The organism is Pantoea sp. SGAir0418, assembly GCF_043529865.1.
Genome location: NZ_CP027912.1, coordinates 104,131 through 126,429 on the forward strand (window position 1 = coordinate 104,131; position 22,299 = coordinate 126,429).

Annotated in this window: 21 protein-coding genes; 8 read left to right on the top strand and 13 right to left on the bottom strand. The window is 58.6% G+C overall.

The window, feature by feature from the left end:
- Positions 1 to 5 precede the first annotated feature (5 nt).
- Complete coding sequence (locus C1N84_RS19525) at positions 6 to 542, top strand: RNA polymerase sigma factor (RefSeq protein ID WP_058758785.1); 537 nt, start codon at positions 6 to 8, stop codon at positions 540 to 542.
- 42 nt (positions 543 to 584) lie between these two features.
- On the opposite strand, the gene C1N84_RS19530 is transcribed toward C1N84_RS19525, so the two are convergent.
- The gene (locus C1N84_RS19530) at positions 585 to 1,604 is read right to left on the bottom strand and encodes an MBL fold metallo-hydrolase (protein ID WP_238562300.1); all 1,020 of its coding nucleotides are present in this window, start codon (positions 1,602 to 1,604) and stop codon (positions 585 to 587) included.
- A 214-nt stretch (positions 1,605 to 1,818) separates the two neighbouring features.
- Between C1N84_RS19530 and C1N84_RS19535 the strand changes: the two genes are divergently transcribed.
- The 5 genes from C1N84_RS19535 to C1N84_RS19555 all read left to right on the top strand — a co-directional run bounded on the left by C1N84_RS19535 (position 1,819) and on the right by C1N84_RS19555 (position 7,105).
- Positions 1,819 to 2,160 (top strand): gamma-glutamylcyclotransferase family protein, encoded by a 342-nt coding sequence (locus C1N84_RS19535; RefSeq protein WP_021509479.1) that lies wholly within the window; start codon positions 1,819 to 1,821, stop codon positions 2,158 to 2,160.
- Positions 2,161 to 2,208: 48 nt separating this feature from the next.
- Complete coding sequence (locus tag C1N84_RS19540; protein ID WP_264444589.1) at positions 2,209 to 3,012, top strand: MBL fold metallo-hydrolase; 804 nt, start codon at positions 2,209 to 2,211, stop codon at positions 3,010 to 3,012.
- Positions 3,013 to 3,126: 114 nt separating this feature from the next.
- The gene (locus C1N84_RS19545; RefSeq protein ID WP_058758789.1) at positions 3,127 to 3,927 is read left to right on the top strand and encodes a MetQ/NlpA family ABC transporter substrate-binding protein; all 801 of its coding nucleotides are present in this window, start codon (positions 3,127 to 3,129) and stop codon (positions 3,925 to 3,927) included.
- Between the two features lie 709 nt (positions 3,928 to 4,636).
- Complete coding sequence (gene kup / locus C1N84_RS19550; RefSeq protein ID WP_058770127.1) at positions 4,637 to 6,505, top strand: low affinity potassium transporter Kup; 1,869 nt, start codon at positions 4,637 to 4,639, stop codon at positions 6,503 to 6,505.
- A gap of 294 nt (positions 6,506 to 6,799) precedes the next feature.
- Complete coding sequence (locus C1N84_RS19555; RefSeq protein WP_021509483.1) at positions 6,800 to 7,105, top strand: YdgH/BhsA/McbA family protein; 306 nt, start codon at positions 6,800 to 6,802, stop codon at positions 7,103 to 7,105.
- A 25-nt stretch (positions 7,106 to 7,130) separates the two neighbouring features.
- On the opposite strand, the gene C1N84_RS19560 is transcribed toward C1N84_RS19555, so the two are convergent.
- The 4 genes from C1N84_RS19560 to leuC are packed head-to-tail and all read right to left on the bottom strand — an operon-like array spanning position 7,131 to position 11,081.
- Positions 7,131 to 8,093, bottom strand: coding sequence for a LysR family transcriptional regulator (locus C1N84_RS19560; RefSeq protein WP_021509484.1), 963 nt, complete (start codon positions 8,091 to 8,093; stop codon positions 7,131 to 7,133).
- Between the two features lie 30 nt (positions 8,094 to 8,123).
- Positions 8,124 to 9,038, bottom strand: coding sequence for an alpha/beta fold hydrolase (locus tag C1N84_RS19565; protein ID WP_394541891.1), 915 nt, complete (start codon positions 9,036 to 9,038; stop codon positions 8,124 to 8,126).
- Complete coding sequence (gene leuD, locus C1N84_RS19570; RefSeq protein WP_058775054.1) at positions 9,035 to 9,658, bottom strand: 3-isopropylmalate dehydratase small subunit; 624 nt, start codon at positions 9,656 to 9,658, stop codon at positions 9,035 to 9,037. Before leuD ends, C1N84_RS19565 begins: the two co-directional genes overlap by 4 nt.
- A gap of 1 nt (position 9,659) precedes the next feature.
- Complete coding sequence (gene leuC / locus C1N84_RS19575; protein WP_058770123.1) at positions 9,660 to 11,081, bottom strand: 3-isopropylmalate dehydratase large subunit; 1,422 nt, start codon at positions 11,079 to 11,081, stop codon at positions 9,660 to 9,662.
- A gap of 367 nt (positions 11,082 to 11,448) precedes the next feature.
- On the opposite strand from leuC, the gene mqo reads away from it, so the two are divergent.
- A complete protein-coding gene (gene mqo / locus C1N84_RS19580) occupies positions 11,449 to 13,095 on the top strand; it encodes a malate dehydrogenase (quinone) (protein WP_264444581.1) in 1,647 nt (548 codons plus the stop codon).
- A gap of 733 nt (positions 13,096 to 13,828) precedes the next feature.
- Here the strand turns inward: mqo and C1N84_RS19585 are convergent.
- The 4 genes from C1N84_RS19585 to C1N84_RS19600 all read right to left on the bottom strand — a co-directional run bounded on the left by C1N84_RS19585 (position 13,829) and on the right by C1N84_RS19600 (position 17,963).
- Positions 13,829 to 15,079, bottom strand: a complete 1,251-nt coding sequence (locus C1N84_RS19585) for a flavin-containing monooxygenase (protein WP_264251977.1) — start codon at positions 15,077 to 15,079, stop codon at positions 13,829 to 13,831.
- 108 nt (positions 15,080 to 15,187) lie between these two features.
- A complete protein-coding gene (locus C1N84_RS19590) occupies positions 15,188 to 16,006 on the bottom strand; it encodes an ABC transporter permease (protein WP_058781434.1) in 819 nt (272 codons plus the stop codon).
- Position 16,007: 1 nt separating this feature from the next.
- Positions 16,008 to 16,862 carry an ABC transporter permease gene (locus C1N84_RS19595; protein WP_021509491.1) on the bottom strand — a complete coding sequence of 285 codons (855 nt, stop codon included), beginning with the start codon at positions 16,860 to 16,862 and terminating at the stop codon, positions 16,008 to 16,010.
- Between the two features lie 69 nt (positions 16,863 to 16,931).
- Complete coding sequence (locus C1N84_RS19600; RefSeq protein ID WP_058758799.1) at positions 16,932 to 17,963, bottom strand: polyamine ABC transporter substrate-binding protein; 1,032 nt, start codon at positions 17,961 to 17,963, stop codon at positions 16,932 to 16,934.
- Between the two features lie 364 nt (positions 17,964 to 18,327).
- Here C1N84_RS19600 and C1N84_RS19605 point away from each other — a divergent pair, with 364 nt between their 5' ends.
- Complete coding sequence (locus tag C1N84_RS19605) at positions 18,328 to 19,290, top strand: LysR family transcriptional regulator (protein WP_021509493.1); 963 nt, start codon at positions 18,328 to 18,330, stop codon at positions 19,288 to 19,290.
- Between the two features lie 5 nt (positions 19,291 to 19,295).
- Here C1N84_RS19605 and C1N84_RS19610 read toward each other — a convergent pair whose 3' ends face one another.
- The 4 genes from C1N84_RS19610 to C1N84_RS19625 are packed head-to-tail and all read right to left on the bottom strand — an operon-like array spanning position 19,296 to position 22,297.
- Entirely contained in the window at positions 19,296 to 20,225 is a 930-nt protein-coding gene (locus C1N84_RS19610) for a 2-hydroxyacid dehydrogenase (RefSeq protein ID WP_394541892.1), read from the bottom strand.
- Positions 20,222 to 20,668, bottom strand: coding sequence for a type II 3-dehydroquinate dehydratase (locus C1N84_RS19615; RefSeq protein WP_088517647.1), 447 nt, complete (start codon positions 20,666 to 20,668; stop codon positions 20,222 to 20,224). The genes C1N84_RS19610 and C1N84_RS19615 overlap by 4 nt, the downstream gene beginning before the upstream one ends.
- Positions 20,669 to 20,678: 10 nt before the next feature.
- Entirely contained in the window at positions 20,679 to 21,293 is a 615-nt protein-coding gene (locus C1N84_RS19620; RefSeq protein WP_058775058.1) for a glutathione S-transferase, read from the bottom strand.
- Complete coding sequence (locus C1N84_RS19625; protein WP_394541893.1) at positions 21,290 to 22,297, bottom strand: NAD(P)H-quinone oxidoreductase; 1,008 nt, start codon at positions 22,295 to 22,297, stop codon at positions 21,290 to 21,292. Before C1N84_RS19625 ends, C1N84_RS19620 begins: the two co-directional genes overlap by 4 nt.
- Positions 22,298 to 22,299: the final 2 nt, after the last annotated feature.

The window sequence follows — 22,299 nt, forward strand, 5'->3', positions numbered from 1 at the left end:
ACAGCATGGCGCAGGATTCGCGGCTGCTGGCGGCCCTCGGCGCCTGCCGCACTAAGCTCAGCGCCTTTATTCGCGGCCGCAGCGAGCGGCACGATGAGGCCGAAGATATCCTGCAGGAGATCAGCTGGAAACTGCTGCAGGTGGAACAGCCGGTGGAGAACGTCAGCGCCTGGCTGTTTCGCGCCGCGCGCAACGAGATTACCGATCGATCGCGGAAAAAACGCGAACTCTCGCTATTTAACGCCGCCGGAGACGAGGATTTTCCCGAGGATGAAATTGCCGAAACGCTGTTTGGCGTGGCGCAGACGCCGGAGGATGAGTATCTGAAAACGCTGCTGTGGGAAGAGCTGGACGATGCGCTCGCGGAACTGCCTGCTGCGCAGCGCGAGATATTTGAAAAGACCGAGCTGCTCGGCTTCAGCTATCAGGATCTGGCCGCCGAAAGCGGCGACAGCGTGCAGGCGCTGCTGTCGCGCAAACATAAAGCGGTTCTGTTCCTGCGCACCCGGCTGCGCAGCCTGTACGACGAACTCACTGCCTGACCTGCGCAACCCGATAGCCAAACGGCCATCGGGTTGCGTCCTTTACCACCAGGCCGCGGTGGACTGCGGCTGTAACAGATCGACGCCCTCGCCCAGCATCGGCAGACACAGTGCAACCTGATGCTCCGCCGCCAGCTGGACGATCCGGGTAAACGGATCGTCCCAGCGGTGAAAAGCTAAATCAAAAGCCGCGTTGTGAATCGGAAACAGCCAGCGCGCGTTGAGGTCCTGAAACGCGCGCAGCGTGTCCTGCGGCAGCATATGAATGTCGGCCCAGCGCGCATCGTAAGCGCCGTTTTCCAGAAACGCCGCATCAAACGGACCGTATTTCCGGCCAATCGCTTTGAAACCGTCAAAGTAACCGGAGTCACCGCCAAAAAACAGGCGGAACTGGTCAGAAATCAGCGTCCACGAACACCACAACCGTTTGTTGCTGTCGAACAGGCCGCGTCCGGAAAAGTGCTGTGACGGCGTCGCGACAAAATGGATGTCGCCGATATCCCGCGACTGCCACCAGTCGAGCTGGATGACTTTCTCCGGCGCAACGCCCCACTTAATCAGCAAATCGCCGACGCCGAGCGGCGCGAGAAAGTGCTTCACCCGATCTTTCAGCTGCATGATGGTGTGGTAATCGAGATGATCGTAATGGTCGTGCGACAAAATAATGCCTTCGATCGGCGGCAGATCGGCCACGGCAATCGGCGCTGGCTGAAAGCGCTTTGGTCCCAGTCGCTTAAAGGGTGACGCGCGCTCGGCGAACACCGGATCGGTCAGCCAGAACTGGCCATTGAGCTTCAGCAACAGCGAAGAGTGGCCGAGGCGAAAGACGCTGTTGGGCGCGGCCTGTGCCAGCGCGGCGGCCGTGATGGGCTGCACCGGCAGCGCGGCCGGTGGCTGGGTATCTTTCGGTTTATTGAACAGGAAATCCCACAGCATTTTGCGGTAGTCGCCAAAGCTCAGCGACTGACGCGGCTGGACATTGCGAAACTTTTTGCCATCAAACTGAGCGGAGTGCGGATACTCCCTGATTGCACCCCGGCAGAGGCTGGAACCCTTCAACATAGCGCGGATACCTCAAAAAAGAGAAAGCTGGCTGGCAGCAGCGGTAAACATCTGCGGCTACGTTAACCGTTTTATGCCGCGCGCGTCCTCACATTACGAGCCATCGCACAACCGGTAACGCAGAATTTCACTGCCGGTGTGGCCTTTCCCTGGCGGATGACAGGGCGGCAGCAGGCAGGTAAAGTAGCGCTTTTGCATGATTTTACGAGGGAAAATGAACACGCTTTTCGTTTACGGCACGCTGCAGCCGGGCCAGTGCAATGCGCATATCCTGGAAAACATCGGCGGTGAGTGGCTGGCAGGGACAGTCGCCGGCACTTACTATGCCAACGGCTGGGGCGCGGCCGCTGATTTTCCCGGCATCGTACTGGATGAGCACGGCGCGCGCGTGCCGGGTTATCTGTTCATCTCGGATCGGCTGGCGCTGCACTGGCCGATGCTGGATGAGTTTGAAGATGGCTACGACCGGGTGCCGGTTGAGGTCACCACGACCGACGGCCAGCAGCGGACGGCGTGGATTTATCAGCTGCAGCCACAGCAGGACGCCGCGCGCTAACCTCGCACCTTGCCTAAACTGATCCTCACCGGACTGTGAGGAGACAATATGATTACCATTTGTACCGCCTGCGGCACGTCTTATCAGCAGCAGCAACCTGCCCTTACGCAGTGTCGCATTTGTCAGGATGAACGCCAGTTTGTGCCGCCCGGCGGGCAGCAGTGGATCGATCAGTCTGCGCTGCGCGCCTCGCATCAAAACCAGTGGCAACAGCTGGAGTCCGGGTTGCTCAGCCTGCAAACCGTACCGGATTTTGCCATCAACCAGCGCGCTTTTGTGCTGCAAACGCCGCACGGCAATATCCTGTGGGATTGCATCGCCCATCTGGATGACGCCACCGTCACGCTGCTGCGCGCGCTCGGCGGCCTGCACGCCATCGCCATCTCCCATCCCCACTATTACAGCACCATGCAGGACTGGGCCGACGCCTTCGACGCGCCGGTGTACCTGCACGCCAGCGACAGCGAGTGGATTATGCGCGCATCGCCCCGTCTGCAGCCCTGGCACGGCGACAGCTGTGATCTGCTGCCGGGCGTGCGGCTGTTACGTCTCGGCGGCCACTTTGCCGGCGGCACGGTGCTGCACTGGGCGCACGACGATGGCGTGCTGCTGAGCGGCGATATCTTGCAGGTAACGCCCGGTGCCAGTGCAGTTTCGTTTATGTGGAGCTATCCCAATATGCTACCGCTGGCCGGCACCACGGTGACGGCCATGCTGCAGCGGTTGCAGGGCGTGAAGTTTACGCGCCTGTACGGCGCGTTTGCCGGCCGCGAAATTCTCGCGCGTGCCGATGAGGCAGTACAGCAGTCGGGCCGTCGCTATCTGGCCTGTCTGCAACATCCACAGCCGTAGCGCTTACACAGCCGCGCTGGATAAATACCAGGCGATCGCACCGCGCACGGATGTACAGACGTCTGGACGTATACTATAGTCGGTTTCCTGCAAACATAAGGAAACCTGCAAACAATGAAAAAAACATGGCTTACCGCCCTGCTGGCGGCCTCTGTCACCCTGCTCAGCGCCTGTGACAACCACAACGACAACAAAATCAAAGTGGCGATCAATACCGGACCGGATGAGGCGCTGTGGCAGACCGTGAAGCAGGTGGCACACGATAAATATCAGCTCGATGTTGATGTGGTGGCGTTTAACGATTACGTGCAGCCGAATGAAGCGCTGTTCAACAAAGATGTCGACGCCAACGCGTTCCAGAGCCTGCCTTATCTGGAGATGCAGTCCAAAGAGCGCGGATATAAATTTGCCGTCGTGACCCATACCTTCGTGTTCCCGATTGCCGGTTATTCACGCAAGATTAAATCACTGCAGGATCTGCCGGATGGCGCTACCGTGACCGTGTCTAACGAAGCGACCACCTTGGGGCGTAGCCTGCTGCTGCTGCAGGCGCAGGGCCTGCTGAAGGTGAAACCCGAAGCCGGTCTGCTGCCGACCACGCTGGATATTACCGATAACCCGAAAAAGCTGAAGATTGTGGAGGTGGATACGCCGCAGCTGGCGCGCACGCTGGACGATCCGCAGGTTTATCTGTCGATCATTAATAATAACTTTGCCGCGCTGGTGAATTTATCCGCCTCGCGTGACGGGATGTTTATGGAAGGCAAAGCGTCGCCATATGTGAATGCGATTGTGGCGCGCGAAGATAATAAAGACAGCCCGAACGTGCAGAAGCTGAAAGAAGCGTTCCAGTCCCAGCCGGTACTGGATAAAGCCAACGAGATTTATAAAGGCGATATTATTAAGGGTTGGTAAGGATTACCTGCCTGTTGATGCAGGCAGGAACAGGATTACCGCACCCATCGTAGCGGCGCAATTTATTGCGCATTCGGGCAGTTGTGCGGTGTTTCACTCAGCGCGATAAATCGCGCCGCTACAATGTGTGCAGGATGGTGGTGCCGAAATACAATCCCGCACGGATCGTAGCGGCGCAATTCATTGCGCATTCCGGCAGTTGTGAGGTGTTTCACTCAGCGCGATAAATCGCGCCGCTACAATGTGTGCAGGATGGTGGTGCCGAAATACAATGCCGCACGGATCGTAGCGGCGCAATTCATTGCGCATTCCGGCAACTGTGAAATGTTTAACTTAGCGCGATAAATCGCGCCGCTACATATTGTGCGGTCGGAGGGTACGGATATAATTTTTGGTACAAAGTCTTAGCATCGCTATTTCCTGCATTTTTAATCATCTCGCTATCTGCGCTCCCCCATCCCATTTTCTGCCAGCCAGCCCGCTTCTGCTGCTGTCTGAATCGTCTACACTTCAGGTTGAAAAAGCCGCAGCGGTGTAAAAATGGCGTAAAAATTTGGTCGATTGGTATAAAAATCGCGTACAAAAAAACGCCAACCTCTACCGATTACGTCGCTGAAACGCTATCTTCGCCAGCATAAAAGTGGGTGATTACGACACACCAGTGCGGTTGATGGCGCTCGCCCTTTCTCCCTGAAAAAACAGGAAATGTATGAGTCAATCAGAGAAACAGTCTCTGCCTGCTGGCATGCTGGCCGCCGCCGGCATCGTATTTGGTGATATCGGTACCAGCCCGCTGTATACCCTGAAAGAGTGTCTGTCGATTTTGCCGGACGGCGCGCCGTCGGCGCTGGCGGTGATGGGCTTTCTGTCGCTGATCTTCTGGGCGCTGACGCTCATCGTCACGCTGAAATATGTCTGCTTCGTGATGCGCGCCGACCACGACGGCGAAGGCGGCATTCTCACCCTGATGTCGCTGGCTCGCCGCAACGTTGGCCGCAAAGCCGGTCATATCATCGTGCTGGCCGGTCTGATTGGTGGCGCATTTTTCTACGGTGATGGCGTGATCACCCCGGCCATCTCGGTGCTGTCGGCCATTGAAGGGATTCAGGTGGTCTCGCCCGGGCTGGAAAAATATGTGGTGCCGCTGGCACTCACCATTCTCGCGCTGCTGTTCATTATCCAGAAACACGGCACGGAAAAGGTCAGCCGGGTGTTTGGCCCGGTGATGTTTGTCTGGTTTGTGGCCATCGGCGCGCTTGGCATTCGCGGTATTCTGCTCAACCCGGAAGTGCTGCACGCGCTCAGTCCGTCCTATGCGCTGACCTTCCTGCTCAGCCACAAAGCGCTCTCGCTCGCGGCAATGGGCATGGTGGTGCTGGCGGTGACCGGCGCGGAAGCGCTGTACGCCGACATGGGCCACCTGGGCAAAGCGCCGATTCGTCTCGCCTGGCTGGTGATCGCCATGCCGGCGCTGATACTGAATTACTTCGGCCAGGGCGCGCTGGTGATCGCCGATGCGCAGGCGCTGAACAATCCGTTCTTTAATCTGGCTCCCGGCTGGGCGCAGATTCCACTCATTGTGCTGTCAACGCTGGCCACGGTCATCGCGGCGCAGGCGGTGATTTCCGGCGTCTATACCCTGACGCATCAGGCCATTCGCCAGGGCTTTTTACCGCCGATGCGCATCATTTTCACCTCGCATACCGAGTCCGGGCAGATTTACATTCCGGTGGTGAACTGGCTGCTGTTCACCGCCGTGATGCTGATTGTGCTGGCTTTCCGTCAGTCGTCGGCGTTGTCCTCGGCATACGGCATCGTAGTGACCGGCACCATGGTGATCACTGCGTGTCTGGCGGGCGTGGTGGCGCTGCGTAACTGGCGCTGGCCGCTGCCGCTGGCGCTATTGTTCCTGCTGTGTATGCTGGTGGTCGACGTGCCGCTGTTCATCGCCAACCTGATGAAACTGCTGTCCGGCGGCTGGGTGCCGGTGCTGCTGGCGCTGACCATGATGGGATTGATGCTGATCTGGAGCAGCGAGCGTAACCGCCTGATTCGCCGTTTAAATAACGATCAGGATGGTTTGCTGGCGCTGGTGAAATCGCTGGAGAGCAATCCGCCGAACCGCGTCGAGGGCACCGCCATCTTCCTCGCGCGCAAGGAGTTTGAAATTCCCCAGGCGCTGTTGCACAACCTTAAGCATAACCGCGTGCTGCACCGCCGCGTGGTGCTGTTGCATATTCGCACCACCGACACGCCGCGCGTTTATAACCAGCAGCGCATCAGCATTACGCAATTGTCGCCGTCGTTCTGGCAGGTCACTGCCGCTTACGGCTGGCGTGAAGTGCCGTCGATGGCCGAGATTCTGCATCTGTGCGGACTGGAAGGTTTTGGCTGCACGGTGAATGAAGCGTCATTTTTTACCGCGCACGATACGCTGGTGATGAAAAAACGCCGCGGTCTGGCGCGGGTGCGCGGCGGGATTTTTCACTTCTGCCAGCGCAACGCGCTGCGCGCCCATGAGCAATTTCATATTCCGCCCAACCGAGTGATCGAACTGGGCGGCCAGCGCGAATTTTAAGCCGCAGGGCCACGGATGGCCGGATTTGCCCGCACATGATGCAGCGACTTTTTTAATGGCAAATGTAAGCAGATGAAAAAATATTAGCGAAACATTACCGGAGTTGTGGCGGAACTTTTCTTAACATCTGATTAGCAATTAAAGCTAAAACGCATAACCTCAAAAGGTGTTTATTAACCCTACCGGCATGATGATTCACCGTGCGCTTTGCCGGAATGTATAAACCAATAAACAACGATCTCAGGATCGGTTAATTCACTTCCGGCTCTGTTGTTATTTTTGAGGAGTAAGACCATGAAAGCGTTAATTAACGATGTGATTTCCATTTTTACGCCGCAAAATGTTAAACCGGTTTTAATTCGCGCCGATTTGACGCACCGCGAATTATCCTCAATCCATCCGGCGGGTGTCACCTCCGTAAGCTGGGCCACATCAATGGAAGAGTTAACAGACGCCATTGTGAAAAAAGCCCAGGCGGCCGGAGCGGTCGGTTATCATATCACCGACGTTGAATCACATGAGCCGGGCCACGACGGCCAGCACGTGATGGCGGCCACCGCCACGCTGTATCACATCAATGACAAAGTGGCTTACGGCTGATGCCGGAATTAACGCGTTTTACTGTTTATGGCCTGCCCGTCATTTCCGGCAGGCTTTTTTCATTAAAATAGGCGGCGAGAAAATCGAGAAAAACTTTAATACGCTGCGATTCTGCGGCGCGTTGCGTATACACCGCCCAGATATTGGCTTCCTGATACCACTGCGGTAATACCGCCACCAGCTCGCCCGTCGCCAGATACGGCGCCACATCCCACGCTGAACGCAGCGCAATACCATGCCCCTGCAACGCCCAGTGCAGAATCACCTTGCCGCTATTGGAAGAGTAATGGCTGTTCAGGCGACACAACACCTGCTGCTCGCCATTGGTCAATGCCCAGTTACCAAATGAATTATCGCGTTCATTAATAATCAGACAGCTGTGATGAATTAACGCATCCAGCGAGGCTGGCATACCGGCGCGGGATAAATACGCCGGCGCGGCACATAAAATGCGCCGGTTAGCAATCAGCCGGCGGGCAATATAGGAAGGATTGAGATCATCGCCAACACAGATTTCCACATCCGTGCCGCTCTGTAGCAGGTCGAATGCCCGATCGCTTAGCATCAGTTTAATATTCAGCGACGGATGCTGGTGAATAAATGCCGAAACCGCATCCGACAAATAGTCCTGACCGAAACCAAACGAGCAGCCGACGGTAATTTCCCCGGTCAGCTCGCCGCGCCACTGACGGAAATTATTGAGAAAGCCATCCATTTCCTGCACTACCTGCAGCGCGCCCTCGAGCGCTTTTTCACCTTCCGGCGTCAGGCGCATCACGCGGTTAGTGCGGAAAAACAGCCGCGTCTCCAGCTGTTTTTCCAGAATGGCGATGCGTTTACTGATGTAAGACGGTGACTGACCCAGCTCAATCGCCGCGCGGCCGAAACCGTCATGCCGCGCCACGCTGATAAACACGTACAGGTCTTCAATCGACGGCCAACCCTGTAACGGCTTCTGATAACTTTTTCCGGCAAGCAGTATTTTCATAACAGCACATGGTGAGTGAACGCCACGTGGTTATAACACAGATCCCAGGAAGCGCTGAAGCGAGTACAGAAACCGCTCTGGCACCTCTTCCTGCGGTGAATGGCCGCACGGTAATGCCTCGCCCTGCACCTGCAGCGCCTTGTCCTGCCAGGTGTGCACCACATCATACAGCTGACCGACCGTGCCCTTTTCGCCCCACAACAGTAACAGCGGGCAGGCAATGCGCCGGTCGCTGTCAGCGGCATCGTGTTGCAAATCGATACTGGCAGCGGCGCGATAATCTTCACACACCGCGTGGATCATCGCCGGATCCTGATAGCAGCGCAGATAATCTTCGAATATCGCCGCTTCGGTCGCACCCGGCGTTTTCAGCTGGCCATCAATGTGTTTACGCAAAAAGAACGCCGGATCGTGACCAATCATGGTCTCCGGCAGCGGGTGCGGCTGAATCAGGAAGAACCACCAGAAATAGCGCGTGGCGAACGCCTGATCGGTCAGCGCGTACATGGTGGCAGTGGGTGCGATATCGACAAACACGCAGCAGCTGACTTTCTCCGGGTGATCGAGCGCCAGCCGGTGCCCGACGCGCCCGCCGCGATCGTGGCCGACAAACGCCACGCGCTGCAGGCCGAGCGCGTCGATCAGCTGGCTGATATCCTGCGCCATGCTGCGTTTGGCATACGGCAGATGTTCAGCGTCACTGGCGGGCTTGTCGCTGTCACCGTAGCCGCGCAAATCCGGCAGGATCACCTGATAGTGCTGCGCCAGCTGTGGTGCGATTTTACGCCAGGCCAGATGATTTTGCGGATGGCCGTGCAGCATCAGCAAAGGCGTGCCCTTGCCGCCGCTGGCCACGCGCAGCGTAACGCCATTATCCAGCGTCACATCCTGCAGGGTAAAACCGGCGATAAACGGCGACGGGCCGCGATCGATAATCTTACTCATGGTTGCTCCCTGGTGCGCTGCAGCCACGGACGCTGCGCAAAATGCTGCGCTTCAAACTGGCTGATATCCGCTTCATATTGCAGCGTCCAGTCCACCGCACTGCCGCCACCGATCAGCATCTCGCGCTTCAGGGCACTGACCGTAAAGTGAATCACTTCATCCGCGAACTGAATGGTTTGCTGCTCCAGCGACACGCTGATAGTGTTGCGCTGCGCATCGGCGGCCACCGCGCTCAGACGCTGGTAATCCGCCTCGCTCAGGCTTAGCGTCAGCACGCCGTTACGCTGGCAGTTGTCGTCAAAAATGCCGGCGAAGCTGGTGCCGATAATCGCGCGAATGCCCAGCTGATTCAGCCCCCACACCGCATGTTCGCGGCTGGAGCCGCAGCCAAAATTAGCGCCGACCAGCAAAAACGTCGCGTTCTGCCAGCCCGGCTGATTGAGGATGAAATCAGGGTTTGGCGCACCGTCGGCCAGAAAGCGCAGGTCAAAGAACACGCCGCGGTCCAGCCCCTGCCGGTCAATGCCTTTGAGAAACTGCTTGGGCATAATCACATCGGTATCGATGTTAGCAGCCGGCAGCGGTGCCAGCTTGCCGGTGATGGTAGTAAAAGCTTGCATATTAAACCCCGGATTGCAGATAGTGACGAACATCAACCAGATGACCCGCCAGCGCAGCGGCGGCGACCATCGCCGGACTCATTAAGTGAGTGCGCGCGCCCGCGCCCTGACGGCCGGCAAAGTTACGATTGGTGCCCGATGCGCAGCGATCGCCCGGTGCCAGCACATCTTCGTTCATCGCCAGACACATCGAACAGCCCGACTGACGCCACTCGAAGCCAGCGTCGATAAAGATGGCCGCCAGCCCTTCCGCCTCCGCCTGCTGCCGCACCTGGGTTGAGCCCGGCACGATGATGCCGCGCACGTGCGGCGCGATTTTGCGGGTACCAATCACCGCTGCCGCAGCGCGCAAATCTTCAATGCGCCCATTGGTGCAGGAGCCGATAAACGCGTGGGTGATGGCAATGTCGGCCAGCGGCGTGCCGGCCTGCAGCCCCATATAGTGCAGCGCATTTTTCATCGCCTGCTGTTTCACCAGATCGGGTTCGTCAGCCGGATTAGGCACGTGGCCGCTGATGGCGCAGGCCTGATCCGGGCTGATGCCCCAGGTGACCTTCGGTTCCAGATCGCTGCAATCAATGGTCAGTTGCCGGTCAAATACCGCATCATCATCGCTGCGCAACGTGCGCCACTCGGCCAGCGCCTGCTGCCACAGCTCGCCCACCGGCATTTGCGGTTTGCCGGCAATGTAAGCGTAGACCTTGTCATCCGGCGCGATAATCGCTCCGCGCGCACCGGCTTCCACCGCCATGTTACATAGCGTCATACGCCCTTCCATGCTCAGCGCATCGATCGCGCTGCCGGTAAACTCAATCGCATACCCCGTGGCGCCGGAAGCGCCAATCTGTTCGATCAACGCCAGCACGATGTCTTTGGCGGCGCAGCCAAACGGCAGCTCGCCGGTAACTTCAACGCGCATGGTTTTCAGCGTGCGATAAATCAATGTCTGTGTCGCCAGCAGGTGCTCGATTTCCGAGGTGCCGATGCCGAACCCCAGCGCGCCAAACGCCCCGTAAGTGGTGGTATGGCTGTCGCCGGCGGCAATCACCATCCCCGGCATCACCAGCCCCTGCTCGTGCGCCACCACATGTTCAATGCCCTGTCGCGGGTCGAGCACGTCAAACAGCTCGATGCCAAAGTGCTCCGCATTTTTGCGGAAGTAATCGACCTGCAGCTGGCCGCCAGCGTCGGTCATCGCAGCATCGCGCACTGGCCGCGTCGGGTTCACGTGGTCGACGTTGAGTAGAATGGTGGCCGGATGGCGCACGCGCCGCGACCGATCGCGCAGACCGCTAAACGCCTGCGGGCTGGTGTATTCATTGAGGATTGACCGGTCGATATAGAGCAGCACGTGCCCCTCATCGTCCAGGTGACGTACCACATGCTGTTCGATCAGCTTTTCATACAGGGTTTTGCCCGCCATGCTCATGTCCACGCGAAAGTTAAACAAGTCATCAGAGACCTTAGGGTAAACCCATTCGGCGTCAGATCATCAACACGCTCCGTGCAGTGATAGTGCATGATTTGTCATCGCGGCAGCGGATTTAATTTGACCTAAGTCGTGCCCGTCGTTATAAATAATAACCGCGCTCCGTTAGCGGATATATTGTTGCTTTTTCCTGCATTGCTGCTGTATTCCTGCCGTTTATTTCGCCACCCCGCTTTTATGAAAGTTAATTAATTGCCATCAATAGTTAATTAACTAAAAACAAGTTAATCTTTTCGTAACAATCTTTTAATTTGCCAACCGAATTTTTAACGTTCATCTGCAAAGAATAAACAGGACTGGCATGACTCAGACCAAAAAACTTGTGTCCGCGCTTTCGCTGACGGCACTGCTTGTCTCTTCAGCGGTTCACGCTGAGAACGCACCAGAAAAAACCGACGTGCTGCTGATTGGCGGCGGTATCATGAGCGCCTCGCTCGGTACCTGGCTGCAGGAGCTGCAACCGGGCTGGAAACAACTGATGGTTGAGCGTCTCGACGGCGTCGCGCTGGAATCCTCCAACGGCTGGAATAACGCCGGTACTGGCCACTCTGCCAACATGGAGCTGAACTACACGCCAGAGCGTGCAGACGGTTCCATCGATGTGAGCAAAGCGCTGGAAATCAATGAATCGTTCATGATTACCCGCCAGTTCCTGACCAGCCAGGTACAGCGTGGCGTGCTGCACGATCCGCGTTCGTTCATCAACTCCACCCCGCACATGAGCTTTGTCTGGGGCGACAAAAACGTCGAATACCTGACCAAACGCTATGCGGCGCTGCAGAAAACCACCCTGTTCCAGGGCATGAAGTTCTCTACCGATCACAAGCAGATCGAGCAGTGGGCACCGCTGGTGATGGAAGGTCGCGATCCGAATCAGAAAGTGGCCGCCACCTGGACGCCGGTGGGTACCGATGTGAACTACGGTGAAATTACCCGTCAGCTGATCGGCAGCCTGCAGAAAGATCAGAACTTCAAGCTGGAAACTTCCTCTGAAGTCACCGATTTCAAACGCAACAGCGACAACTCCTGGCACGTCACCATCAAAGACGTGAAGAGCGGCGCAAACCGTGAAGTGGATGCGAGATACGTATTCATCGGCGCGGGCGGTGCGGCAATTAAGCTGCTGCAAAAAACCGGCATTCCTGAAGCCGATAACTACGGCGGTTTCCCGGTGGGCGGTTCGTTCCTGATGACCGAAAACCCGGAAATCACCAGCCGTCACCTGCAGAAAGTGTATGGTCAGGCTTCCGTAGGCGCACCGCCAATGTCGGTACCGCACATTGATGCCCGTAACCTCGACGGTAAAAAAGTGGTGCTGTTTGGGCCGTTCGCCACGTTCTCGACCAAATACCTGAAAAACGGTTCGCTGTTCGATCTGCTGAGCGCTACCACCACCAGCAACTTCATGCCGATGACGCACGTGGGCATTGATAACTTTGACCTGGTGAAATACCTGATTGGTCAGGTGATGCTGAACGATGACGACCGCTTTGCCGCGCTGAAAGAGTACTACCCGAACGCGCGTAAAGAGGACTGGAAACTGATTCAGGCCGGCCAGCGTGTGCAGATCATCAAGAAAGATGCTGAGAAAGGCGGCGTGCTGAAGCTGGGTACCGAAATCGTGACCGATCAGCAAAAAACCGTGGCGGCCCTGCTGGGTGCTTCACCGGGTGCATCTACTGCGGCTCCGATCACCCTGAACGTGATGCAGAAGCTGTTCCCGCAGCAGTTCGCGTCACCGGAGTGGCAGCAGAAGATCCGCGCTATCGTGCCAAGCTTCGGCCAGAAGCTGAACGGCAACACCGCGCTGACCCAGCAGGTATGGGATAACACCGCATCCGTGCTGCAGCTGACCAAACCGCCAGTGATTAACATGGACGATCAGCAGTCGGCACCTGCGCAGGCCAAACCGCGCGAAGAGTCCGCGAAGCAGGATATGGCGCTGTAATAGGCCATCGCTGAGTCAATCGAACCGATGCCGGTGCGCGAGCAATCGCCCATCGGCATTTTTTTATCTGGAATCTGGTGATTGCTATGTCAGGTTGCGCAATAAATTGCGCCGCTACGGTTTGTGCGCGCTGTGTTTTCTACACCTTGCAACCGCACCTGGTGTAGCGGCACGATTTATCGTGCTGGTTGTCCATCGCACTGCTGCCTGTTGCGCAATAAATTGCGCCGCTACGGTTTGTGCGCGTTGTGATTACTGCATCTTGCAACCGCACCTGGTGTAGCGGCACGATTTATCGTGCTAGTTGTCCGCTGCGCTGCTGCCCGATGCGCAATAAATTGCGCCGCTACGGTTTGTGCGCGTTGTAATTACTGCGTCTTCCAACCGCACCTGATGTAGCGGCACGATTTATCATGCTATTTGTTCGCCGCGCTGCTGCTCAATGCGCAATGAATTGCGCCGCTACGGTTTGTGCGCGCTGTGATTACTGCACCTTCCAGCCGCACCTTGTGCAGCGGCACGATTTATCGTGCTGGTTGTCCGCTGCGCTGCTGCCCAATGCGCAATGAATTGCGCCGCTACGGTTTGTGCGCGCTGTGATTACTGCACCTTCCAACCGCACCTGGTGTAACGGCACGATTTATCGTGCTAATTCAAAGGTTGCAAGACAACAGTACGTGCGGGCTTTTTGAATCTTCCGTAGGGTGCGCATTCATGCGCACCTGGAAAATAATTACGACTTTACGTAATCCGAATAGGCATTTTGCAGCGCGATGTGGTCGGCAATATATTTCGCATCGTGCCACACGCCGTAAATAAACGACGACGCCCGGTTGACCAGATTGGGCAGGCCAAGGAAATAAATACCGCGCTCGGCAGAAATACCGCGCTTGTGGAATGGCAGGCCCTGTTCATCAAACGCATCCACCTGCAGCCAGCTGAAATCAAATTTAAACCCTGTAGCCCAGATAATGGTGCTGATGCCCACCGCCTGCACGTCCAGCTGCATCAGCGGATTTAACAGGCAGTCCGGATCCGGCAACAGCTCCCACGCCTGCGGCTCGGCCGGTAAATCCAGCCCGTTGCGCTCAATGTACGCATCCGCATCGCGCAGCACCTCGAAATAGGCTCTGTCACCTTCGGCGATATTCTCTGCCAGCCCCGGCGCAAAGCGCAGCACGCCGTTATCCCAGCGCTCGGTGATGCCGACCAGCGTAATGCCCATATGGGCCAGCCGGCGGAAATCCACGGTTTTACCGCCTTCATAGCCGCTGACGGCAAAGGCCACGTGCTGTTTCTTCGGCTTGATTTTGACCTCGTCCCACAGCCCCAGCGCGCCAAGCCACCAGCAGTAATCACGGTCGCGATAGGCGCGTGGCGGGCGGTAGTGCTCGCCGACCGACAGAAACACCTCGCGGCCGGCCTGACGCAACTCCTCGGCAATCTGGGTGCCGGACGCACCCGCACCGACCACCAGCACCGCACCGGGCGCCAGCTGCTGTGGATTTTTGTACGCCGATGAGTGGATCTGCTGCGGCACCGCGCCTTCAGGCACGATGGCCGGGAACGCGGGCTTCTGAAACGGCCCGGTAGCAGCCACCACATTGTCCGCGTCGAATTCTCCCACCGACGTTACCACCCGGAAGCCACTGCGTCCGGGCAGCCGCGTCACCTGCTGTACTTCAACCCCGGTGCGCACCGGCGCGTTGAGCATCTTTGCGTAATCCTCGAAATACTGCGCCATGCGCTCTTTCGGCGGAAACGCCTCCGGCGAAATGTTATCAAACTTCAGCGAAGGAAAGCGGTCGTGCCACGCCGGGCCGTTGGCCACCAGCGAGTCCCAGCGTTCGGAGCGCCAGCGCTCGGCAATGCGGCTGCGCTCCAGCACCACGTGCGGGATCTGCATCTGCGCCAGATGTTCGCTCATGGCGATACCCGCCTGGCCCGCTCCGACGATCACGGTATTGATTTTTTCTACTGACATAGGTCATCCCCGAATAGTTGGCATGCCACCAGCGCGGCGCAAATATTGCGCCGCTGGCGATTAACACCAGGTTGTCATGTTTAACGGCGGCTTAATGGCACAGCGAAATTAATGCCCGGCCTCAACGTTTAATATTTTTCCCAGCCCGAAAAACTTATTGGCGATAATTAACATCGCGGCGGTCACCACAATATAAATAACCGACAGCGCCGCCAGCGTCGGGTCGGCAAATTCACGCACGTAGTTGTACATCGCCACCGGCAGCGTCTGCGTCGCCTGGGTGGTAATAAACAGCGAGGCGGTAAATTCATTGAAAGAGAGAATTGCCGCGAACAGCCAGCCACCAAACAGGCCCGGCAGAATCAGCGGCACGGTAATGGTCCATACCACGCGCAGCGGCGATGCGCCGAGGCTGGCCGCCGCCAGTTCTATCCGCTGCTCGAGATTTTTCAGCGATACATAGACGCTGCGCAGCACGAACGGCAGCACCAACACCACATGGCAGAAAATCACCAGCGCGTAGCCGCGTCCCAGATTGAGCTGCGACACCAGCATCAGCAGGCCGAGGCCAATGGTGAAATGCGGAATAAACAGCGGCGACAGCAGAATGCTCTCCAGCACCTGTTTGCAGGGAAAGCGATAGCGCTCAATGGCAATCGCCAGCGTGGCACCGATGATCACCGCCAGCGTTGACGCCCATGCTGTGACAATCAGTCCGGACCAGAAGCCGTGACGAAAATCGTCGTAGCTCAGCGCCCGCTCAAACCAGCGCAGCGACCAGCCTTTCGGCGGGAAGAACAGTACGGAGGTGCTGCTGAACGACGAGATAAACACCACGACGGTGGGCAACATGACAAACGTCAGAATGGCGATCACCAGCAGTTTGCCCAGCAGCGCAATCAGTTTGTCGTTGTGAGAACGGGTCATATCAGTGCCCTCCCATGGCGTGCAGGAAGCGCGTCATGCGCTTCAGCGCCAGCAGCAGCAGAATGGTCAGCAGCAGGCCAGCAATGCTCAGCGCTGCGGCAAACGGGAAGTTCATCGAGGAGAAGCCCAGCTGATACACCAGCGTAGCCACGGTACTGACGCGTCCGCCGCCAATCAGTTGTGGCGTCGCGAAAGCGCTAAAGGTCCAGGCAAACGCGGTGGTCAGGCTGGCGATGATGCCGGGAATCGACAGCGGAATGGTCACCGTTAGCAGCGCGCGTACCGGCCCGGCACCAAGGCTGGTGGCGGCTTTTTCGTAGTCCGGATTGATGTGTGACAGCGCCGTCGCCAGCATCAGCACCATGATCGGCATGGTGACATGCACCAGCGCGACCACCACGCCGGTCTGGGTAAACATAAACTGGATCGGCTGGCTGATGATGCCCAGCGCCAGCAGCAGGCTATTAAGAAAGCCGCTGTTACCCAGCACGATAATCCACGAATAGGTGCGCACCACTTCCCCCAGAAACAGCGGAGTAATCGCGATGATCAGAATGGTGGATTTGATCCACGCAGTGCGGGTGCGCACCAGCGCATAGGCCAGTGGGTAACTCATCAGCAAACCAAATAAAGCCGTTTTGGCGCTGAGCAGCACAGTATTGAGAAACGCGTCGCCGTAGATGCGTTTGAACAGGCCACTGAAATTGGCCAGCGTAAAGCCGCCGACATCCAGCGAGCCGGGGATGTACGCACGCACGCTGAACTGCATCACCGCAAACATCGCGACGACCAGCCCCATCGCGGTCAGCGTGGCGGGAAGAATGAACCAGGGTAAAAATGTCGGTTTTTTCGTCATGGACGTTACTGCCTGCATAGGTGGTACCGGCTACGGCGAGGCACCCGCCCCGCCGCAGCACCAGGACAATCAGTGAGACATGATGTTTTCAGAGAACCACTGACGCCACTCGGCAGTTTTCTCCGCACGCAGTTGGGGATCGGTATTGATGGTGGCATTCCACTGCGCCGGCGTGGTCAGCATGCCTGGCAGCTTCGCCAGCTCCGGATCGATATGCGCGTTGGTCACCGTCGGGCTACCGCGATAGATCTTCGCCACCTGCTGCTGAATTTCCGGTTTCAGTGCGATGTTGATGAACTTGTACGCCAGATCGGCATGTTTGCTGCCTTTATTGATGCCGACGGTATCCACGCCGAGGATCGCGCCCTCTTTCGGTATCGCCAGCTTGATGTTGACCCCTTCCGCAATCATGCTGTAGGCGTTCATTGACAGCATCACCTGCACCGGCGTTTCTCCGGTAGAGATCAGCTGCTGGCTGTTGGCATCATCGGTGTAGAACGATTTGATGTTAGGAATCAGCGCTTTCAGCTTCGCCTGGCCCTGCTGCCAGTGCGCGGCATCGCTGCCGGAGAGTTTGGCGGCCACGGCGATGATGTGGCTCGGATCCCAGTCGGGCAGCGCCAGCGTGCCTTTCAGCTCCGGCTTCCACAGGTCGTTCCAGCTGGTAAAGGTTTCCCCTTTCGGCACCAAATCCGGACGGTAGCCAATGGTGTAGACGTAGCCCCACACGCCAAGATGATACGGGCTGACTTTCGCCTGCTGCACCAGATTGACCGCGTTAGGAATTTTGCTCATGTCGAGCTTCTCGAACAGGCCGCTGTTGGCATACAGATAGCCGACGTGCGCGGTGGTAAAGGTCACGTCAGTTTCCGGCGAACCGCCCGCCAGTTTGGCTTTGTTGAGGCGATCGATGGTGCCGCCGGTGACGAACTGCACTTCGACGCCGGTCTCTTTGGTGAACTCTTTGGCGATGGTTTGATCGATCAGATCTTTAAAGCTGCCGCCCCAGGTGCTGACAATCAGCTTGTCGGCGGCCATGGCATTCCCTGCGCTCAGAATTCCCGTGGTTAACAACGTTAAGGCACACATCTTACGCAACATATTTTTGTCCCCAGTGAATGAAAAGGCTGTTATCGCTGCTCTGAACCACCGTTGATTCGCCACGGCGCGCTGCGCCAAAACAGTGCGAAAGTGAAAAGCAGGTGTCACAGCGATTCTGCCGCTGGCCGCTGCTGCGGTAAAACAGCCTTTTCCTCGCCGTTGCATCGGAATTTCTGACGCTAAAAAAGTCGCTGCTTTGCAACGGATTTTCTTAAGCCTTAGTGAGGCAGAAGCGAATGGGCGTGAAGGGTCAGGCAGGGGATTATGCTGCTATTCGCTGTCCGGCATGATAAATGCATGGAAACAGGGGTAAATAGAAAAGCCGGCGCGACAAGATCGCGCTGGCGACACCAGGAGAATCTGCATGCTCAGTCGCATCACCCAGCGCCAGCTGGAATACTTCGTCGCGTCCGGCGAAGCCGGCAGCATTATTGGCGCATCCGAACGTATTCACGTGTCGTCACCGTCGATCTCTGCCGCCATTACCCACATCGAATCCGAGCTGGGGGTGCAGCTGTTTGTGCGCCACCACGCGCAGGGCGTGTCGCTCACCGCCATTGGCCATCAGGTATTAAAAGAGGCGAAGCTGATCCTGGAACAGATGTCGAATCTGTATACCATCGCCTCAGAGTCGCTGAACAACGTGCGCGGCCCGCTGCGCGTCGGCTGTCTCGACACGCTGGCCCCGATGCTGACGCCGGAGCTGGTGTTTGGCTTTGGCCGCGCCTTCCCCGGTGTGCGCATCACGCTGGTGGAGGGCAATCATGAACAGCTGCTGAAACAGCTGCGCGCCGCCGATATCGATATCGCGCTGACCTACGATCTGGTGCCGGCCAGCGACATCGCGTTTCAGTCGCTGGCGCAGTTGCCGCCGTATGTGATGGTCGGCGAACATCACCCGTTTGCCAGTCAGTCTGCGGTGACCATTCAGGATCTCGCTACGGTGCCGATGGTGCTGCTGGATATGCCGTGGAGCCGCGAATATTTTCTCAGCCTGTTTAGCGAAGCAGGCGTTACGCCCAACATTGTAATGCGCTCCGGCAATATGGAAGTGGTACGCGCGATGGTGGCCAACGGCGTGGGATTTGGCATCGCCAATGTGCGGCCCAAAGCCAATCTGTCGCAGGATGGCAAACGGGTGATCCGCGTGCGCCTTGCCGGTGTGAACCGGCCAATGTTGCTGGGATACGCCACGGTGGCCCACGTGCAGCAGTCGATGGTGGTCAACGCCTTCGCCGAACGCTGCCGCATGTTCATCTCCGATCAATACATTCCCGGCATGGCCGCACCAAGCTACTTCGACCCGCAGGTGGTGCGCGTCGCCTGACGCGCTCAGTAACCCCGCGCGGGGAACACCTGGTTGAGCACCGGTTCGCCGCGCATCACCCGCTGGATGTTATCAGCCACCTGACGTGCGGCGCTGGCCGGGATCGCTACCGACGCCAGATGCGGGGTGATCAGCACATTTTCCATGCTCCACAGCGCATCGTCGGGCGGCAGCGGCTCACGATCGAACACGTCTAATGTCGCGTGGGCGATCTGTCCGCTCTGCAGCGCCGCGGTCAGCGCGGGCTGATCGACAATCGCGCCGCGCGACACGTTGATCAGCGCGCAGCCCGGCGGCAACCGCGCCAGGCGCTGCGCATCCAGCAATCCGTGGGTTTCCGGCGTGAGCGGCAGCATCACCACCAGAATGTCGCTGCTGGCCAGAAACGCATCCAGCGCCTGCATACCGCTGACGCAGTGAATGCCGTCCAGCGCTTTGCGCGACCGCGACCAGCCGCGCACGTCGAAGCCCTGACGCGCCAGTTCGCGCGCCGCATACGCACCCAGTTCGCCCAGCCCCAACACGCCCACGCGAATCGACGCCGGCTCGCGCGGATGCAGATAGTGCCAGCGATGTTCACGCTGTGCACGCTCAAATGCCGGTATATCACGCGCGTAACGCAACACGGCAAACAGCACGTAACCGGCCATCATGCGCGCCATATCCGGGTCCGATAGCCGGACGATCGGGATGTCAGGCAGGTCGTCGCGCCCTACCAGCGAGTCGACGCCCGCGCCCAGATTCACCAGCAATTTCAGCTGGCGATACGGGGCAAAAAAACCGCGCGGCGGCTTCCACGCCAGCGCAAACTGCACGCTATCGGCATCCGCAACCTGATCGGCACGGCAGATAGTGACATCCGGTAACTGCGGTGCCAGCAGCGCCGACCACGCCTCAAAGCTGTCGAACTCGCTGTAAAACACCAGAGTCGTCATGCGCTGGGCTCCTGTAGCAGCGTCGCCAGCGCATCGATAGCCAGTTCATAACCCAGCGCGCCCAGCCCGGCGATCACGCCGGTGGCGGCTTTCGACACCAGCGACTGATGACGAAACGGCTCGCGCTGCCAGATATTGCTCATGTGCGCTTCGATGATCGGGCCATCAAACATCAGCAGCGCATCCAGAATCGGCACCGAGCGATACGACAACCCGGCGGCATTGATGATCAGCCCGTTTGCCTGCTGGCGCGCTTCCTGAATCCAGTCCACCAGCACCCCTTCATGGTTGCTCTGACGAAACTGCAGCCTAAGGCCGTGCGCGTCGGCGCGCCGCTGACAGCGCTCACCGATGCTGGCGAAACTGTCGCTGCCGTAAGTACCGTGGCGATCCATGCCGTACAGATTGGCATTCGGCCCATTGAGAAAGAAAATCTGAGACATGGCGGCTCCGTTACAGGTGCGGGCGCGTCGCGGCCATCGCCGGATGCGCGTCAAAAAGGGCAAACCAGGCGGCGCTCTGCGGATGCGTGGCGCGCCAGTTGAGTTCAGCAAAACGGAAGTCGAGGTAGCCCAATCCGCAGCCGATGGCGATCAGCCCGAGATCGTCGGGCGTGCGGCTGAACGCCTCCGCCTGCTGCTCAATGGCCGCCAGCGCAGCCGCCACTTTGGTCAGCTGCGCATCGCGCCACGCTGACCACTGCTTTTCCAGCGGGCGGGCGCTGGTTTCATAGCGCGCCAGCAGCGCGGCGTCCAGCAGCCCATCACCCAGCGCCTGGCGCGTGAGGCACAGCCAGCGTGCCTCGCCGTCTGCCGGCAGCAGCTGGCCCGCGGCGCGCTGGTTAAGGTATTCGCAGATCACCCGGCTGTCGTACAAACATAGCCCCTGTTCGGTGCGCAGCGCCGGCACTTTAGCCAGCGGATTAAACGCGGCAATGCGCGCATCGCGCTCAATGGGGTGCGCCGCCGACGCCAGCAGGGTGATCTCCGGCGCCAGACCCAGCAGCTGGGCGCACACCATCACTTTTCGCACGTAAGGCGAGGTAGAGGCGTAATAGAGCTCCATCATGACGTGACCTCCGCATCTGGCAGCAGCAGCACTTTGCCGATATTGGCATTGGCTTCGAGGATGCGGTGCGCCTGCGCGGCGGCCGTCAGCGGTAATCGCTGATGCACCTGCGGCATGATGCGCCCGGCGGCCAGTAAAGGCAGCAGATGGGCGCGCACGCACTGCGCCAGACGCGCTTTTTCCGCCGCGCTTTTCGGTCGCAGCGTGGAAGAGGTCAGGCTTAAGCCTTTGCGCATGATCAGCTGTAAATCGATCTCCACCGTGGCCCGCTGCATAAAGGCGAGGCTGACGTGCCGCCCGCCCGCTGCCAGCACGCTGAGGTTGCGCGCAATGTAGTCGCCGCCGACGTTATCCAGCACCACATCCACGCCGCGTTCCCGGGTCAGCGTCTGAATCACCGCCACAAAATCTTCGCTATGGCGATCGATGGCGCGCCACACGCCCAGCTGCTGCAGCGCGGCAATTTTTTCCGCACCGCCGGCGGTGGCAATCACCCGCGCGCCGCAAGCCTGGGCGCACTGGATCGCCAGCGTGCCCACGCCGCTGGCCGCGCCGTGAATCAGCACGCTGTCGCCCGGCATCAGACGCCCCAGCTCAAACAGGTTGTGCCAGACGGTAAACGCGGCTTCGGGAAACCCCGCCGCGTGGCTGAGCGGCAGCGTGTCGGGCACCGGCAGGCACAGGTCGGCGCGCGCCACGCAGTATTGTGCATAACCGCCGCCGCTCAGCAGCGCCATCACCGCCATGCCCGGCTGCAGTTCGCTGACGCCTGCGCCGAGCGCAACGATGACGCCCGCTGCTTCCAGCCCGAGAATATCGCTGCAGCCTGGCGGCGGTGGCATGCCGTTGCGCTGCAGAATATCGGGCCGGTTAACCCCTGCGCTGACGACGCGCAGCAGCACTTCGCCCGGTCCCGGCTGCGGCACCGGGCGCTGCACCGCAGTCAGCACCTCTGCACCACCCGGCTGTGCGGCGATGATCGCCGTCATGGTTTCCGTTGCCATGC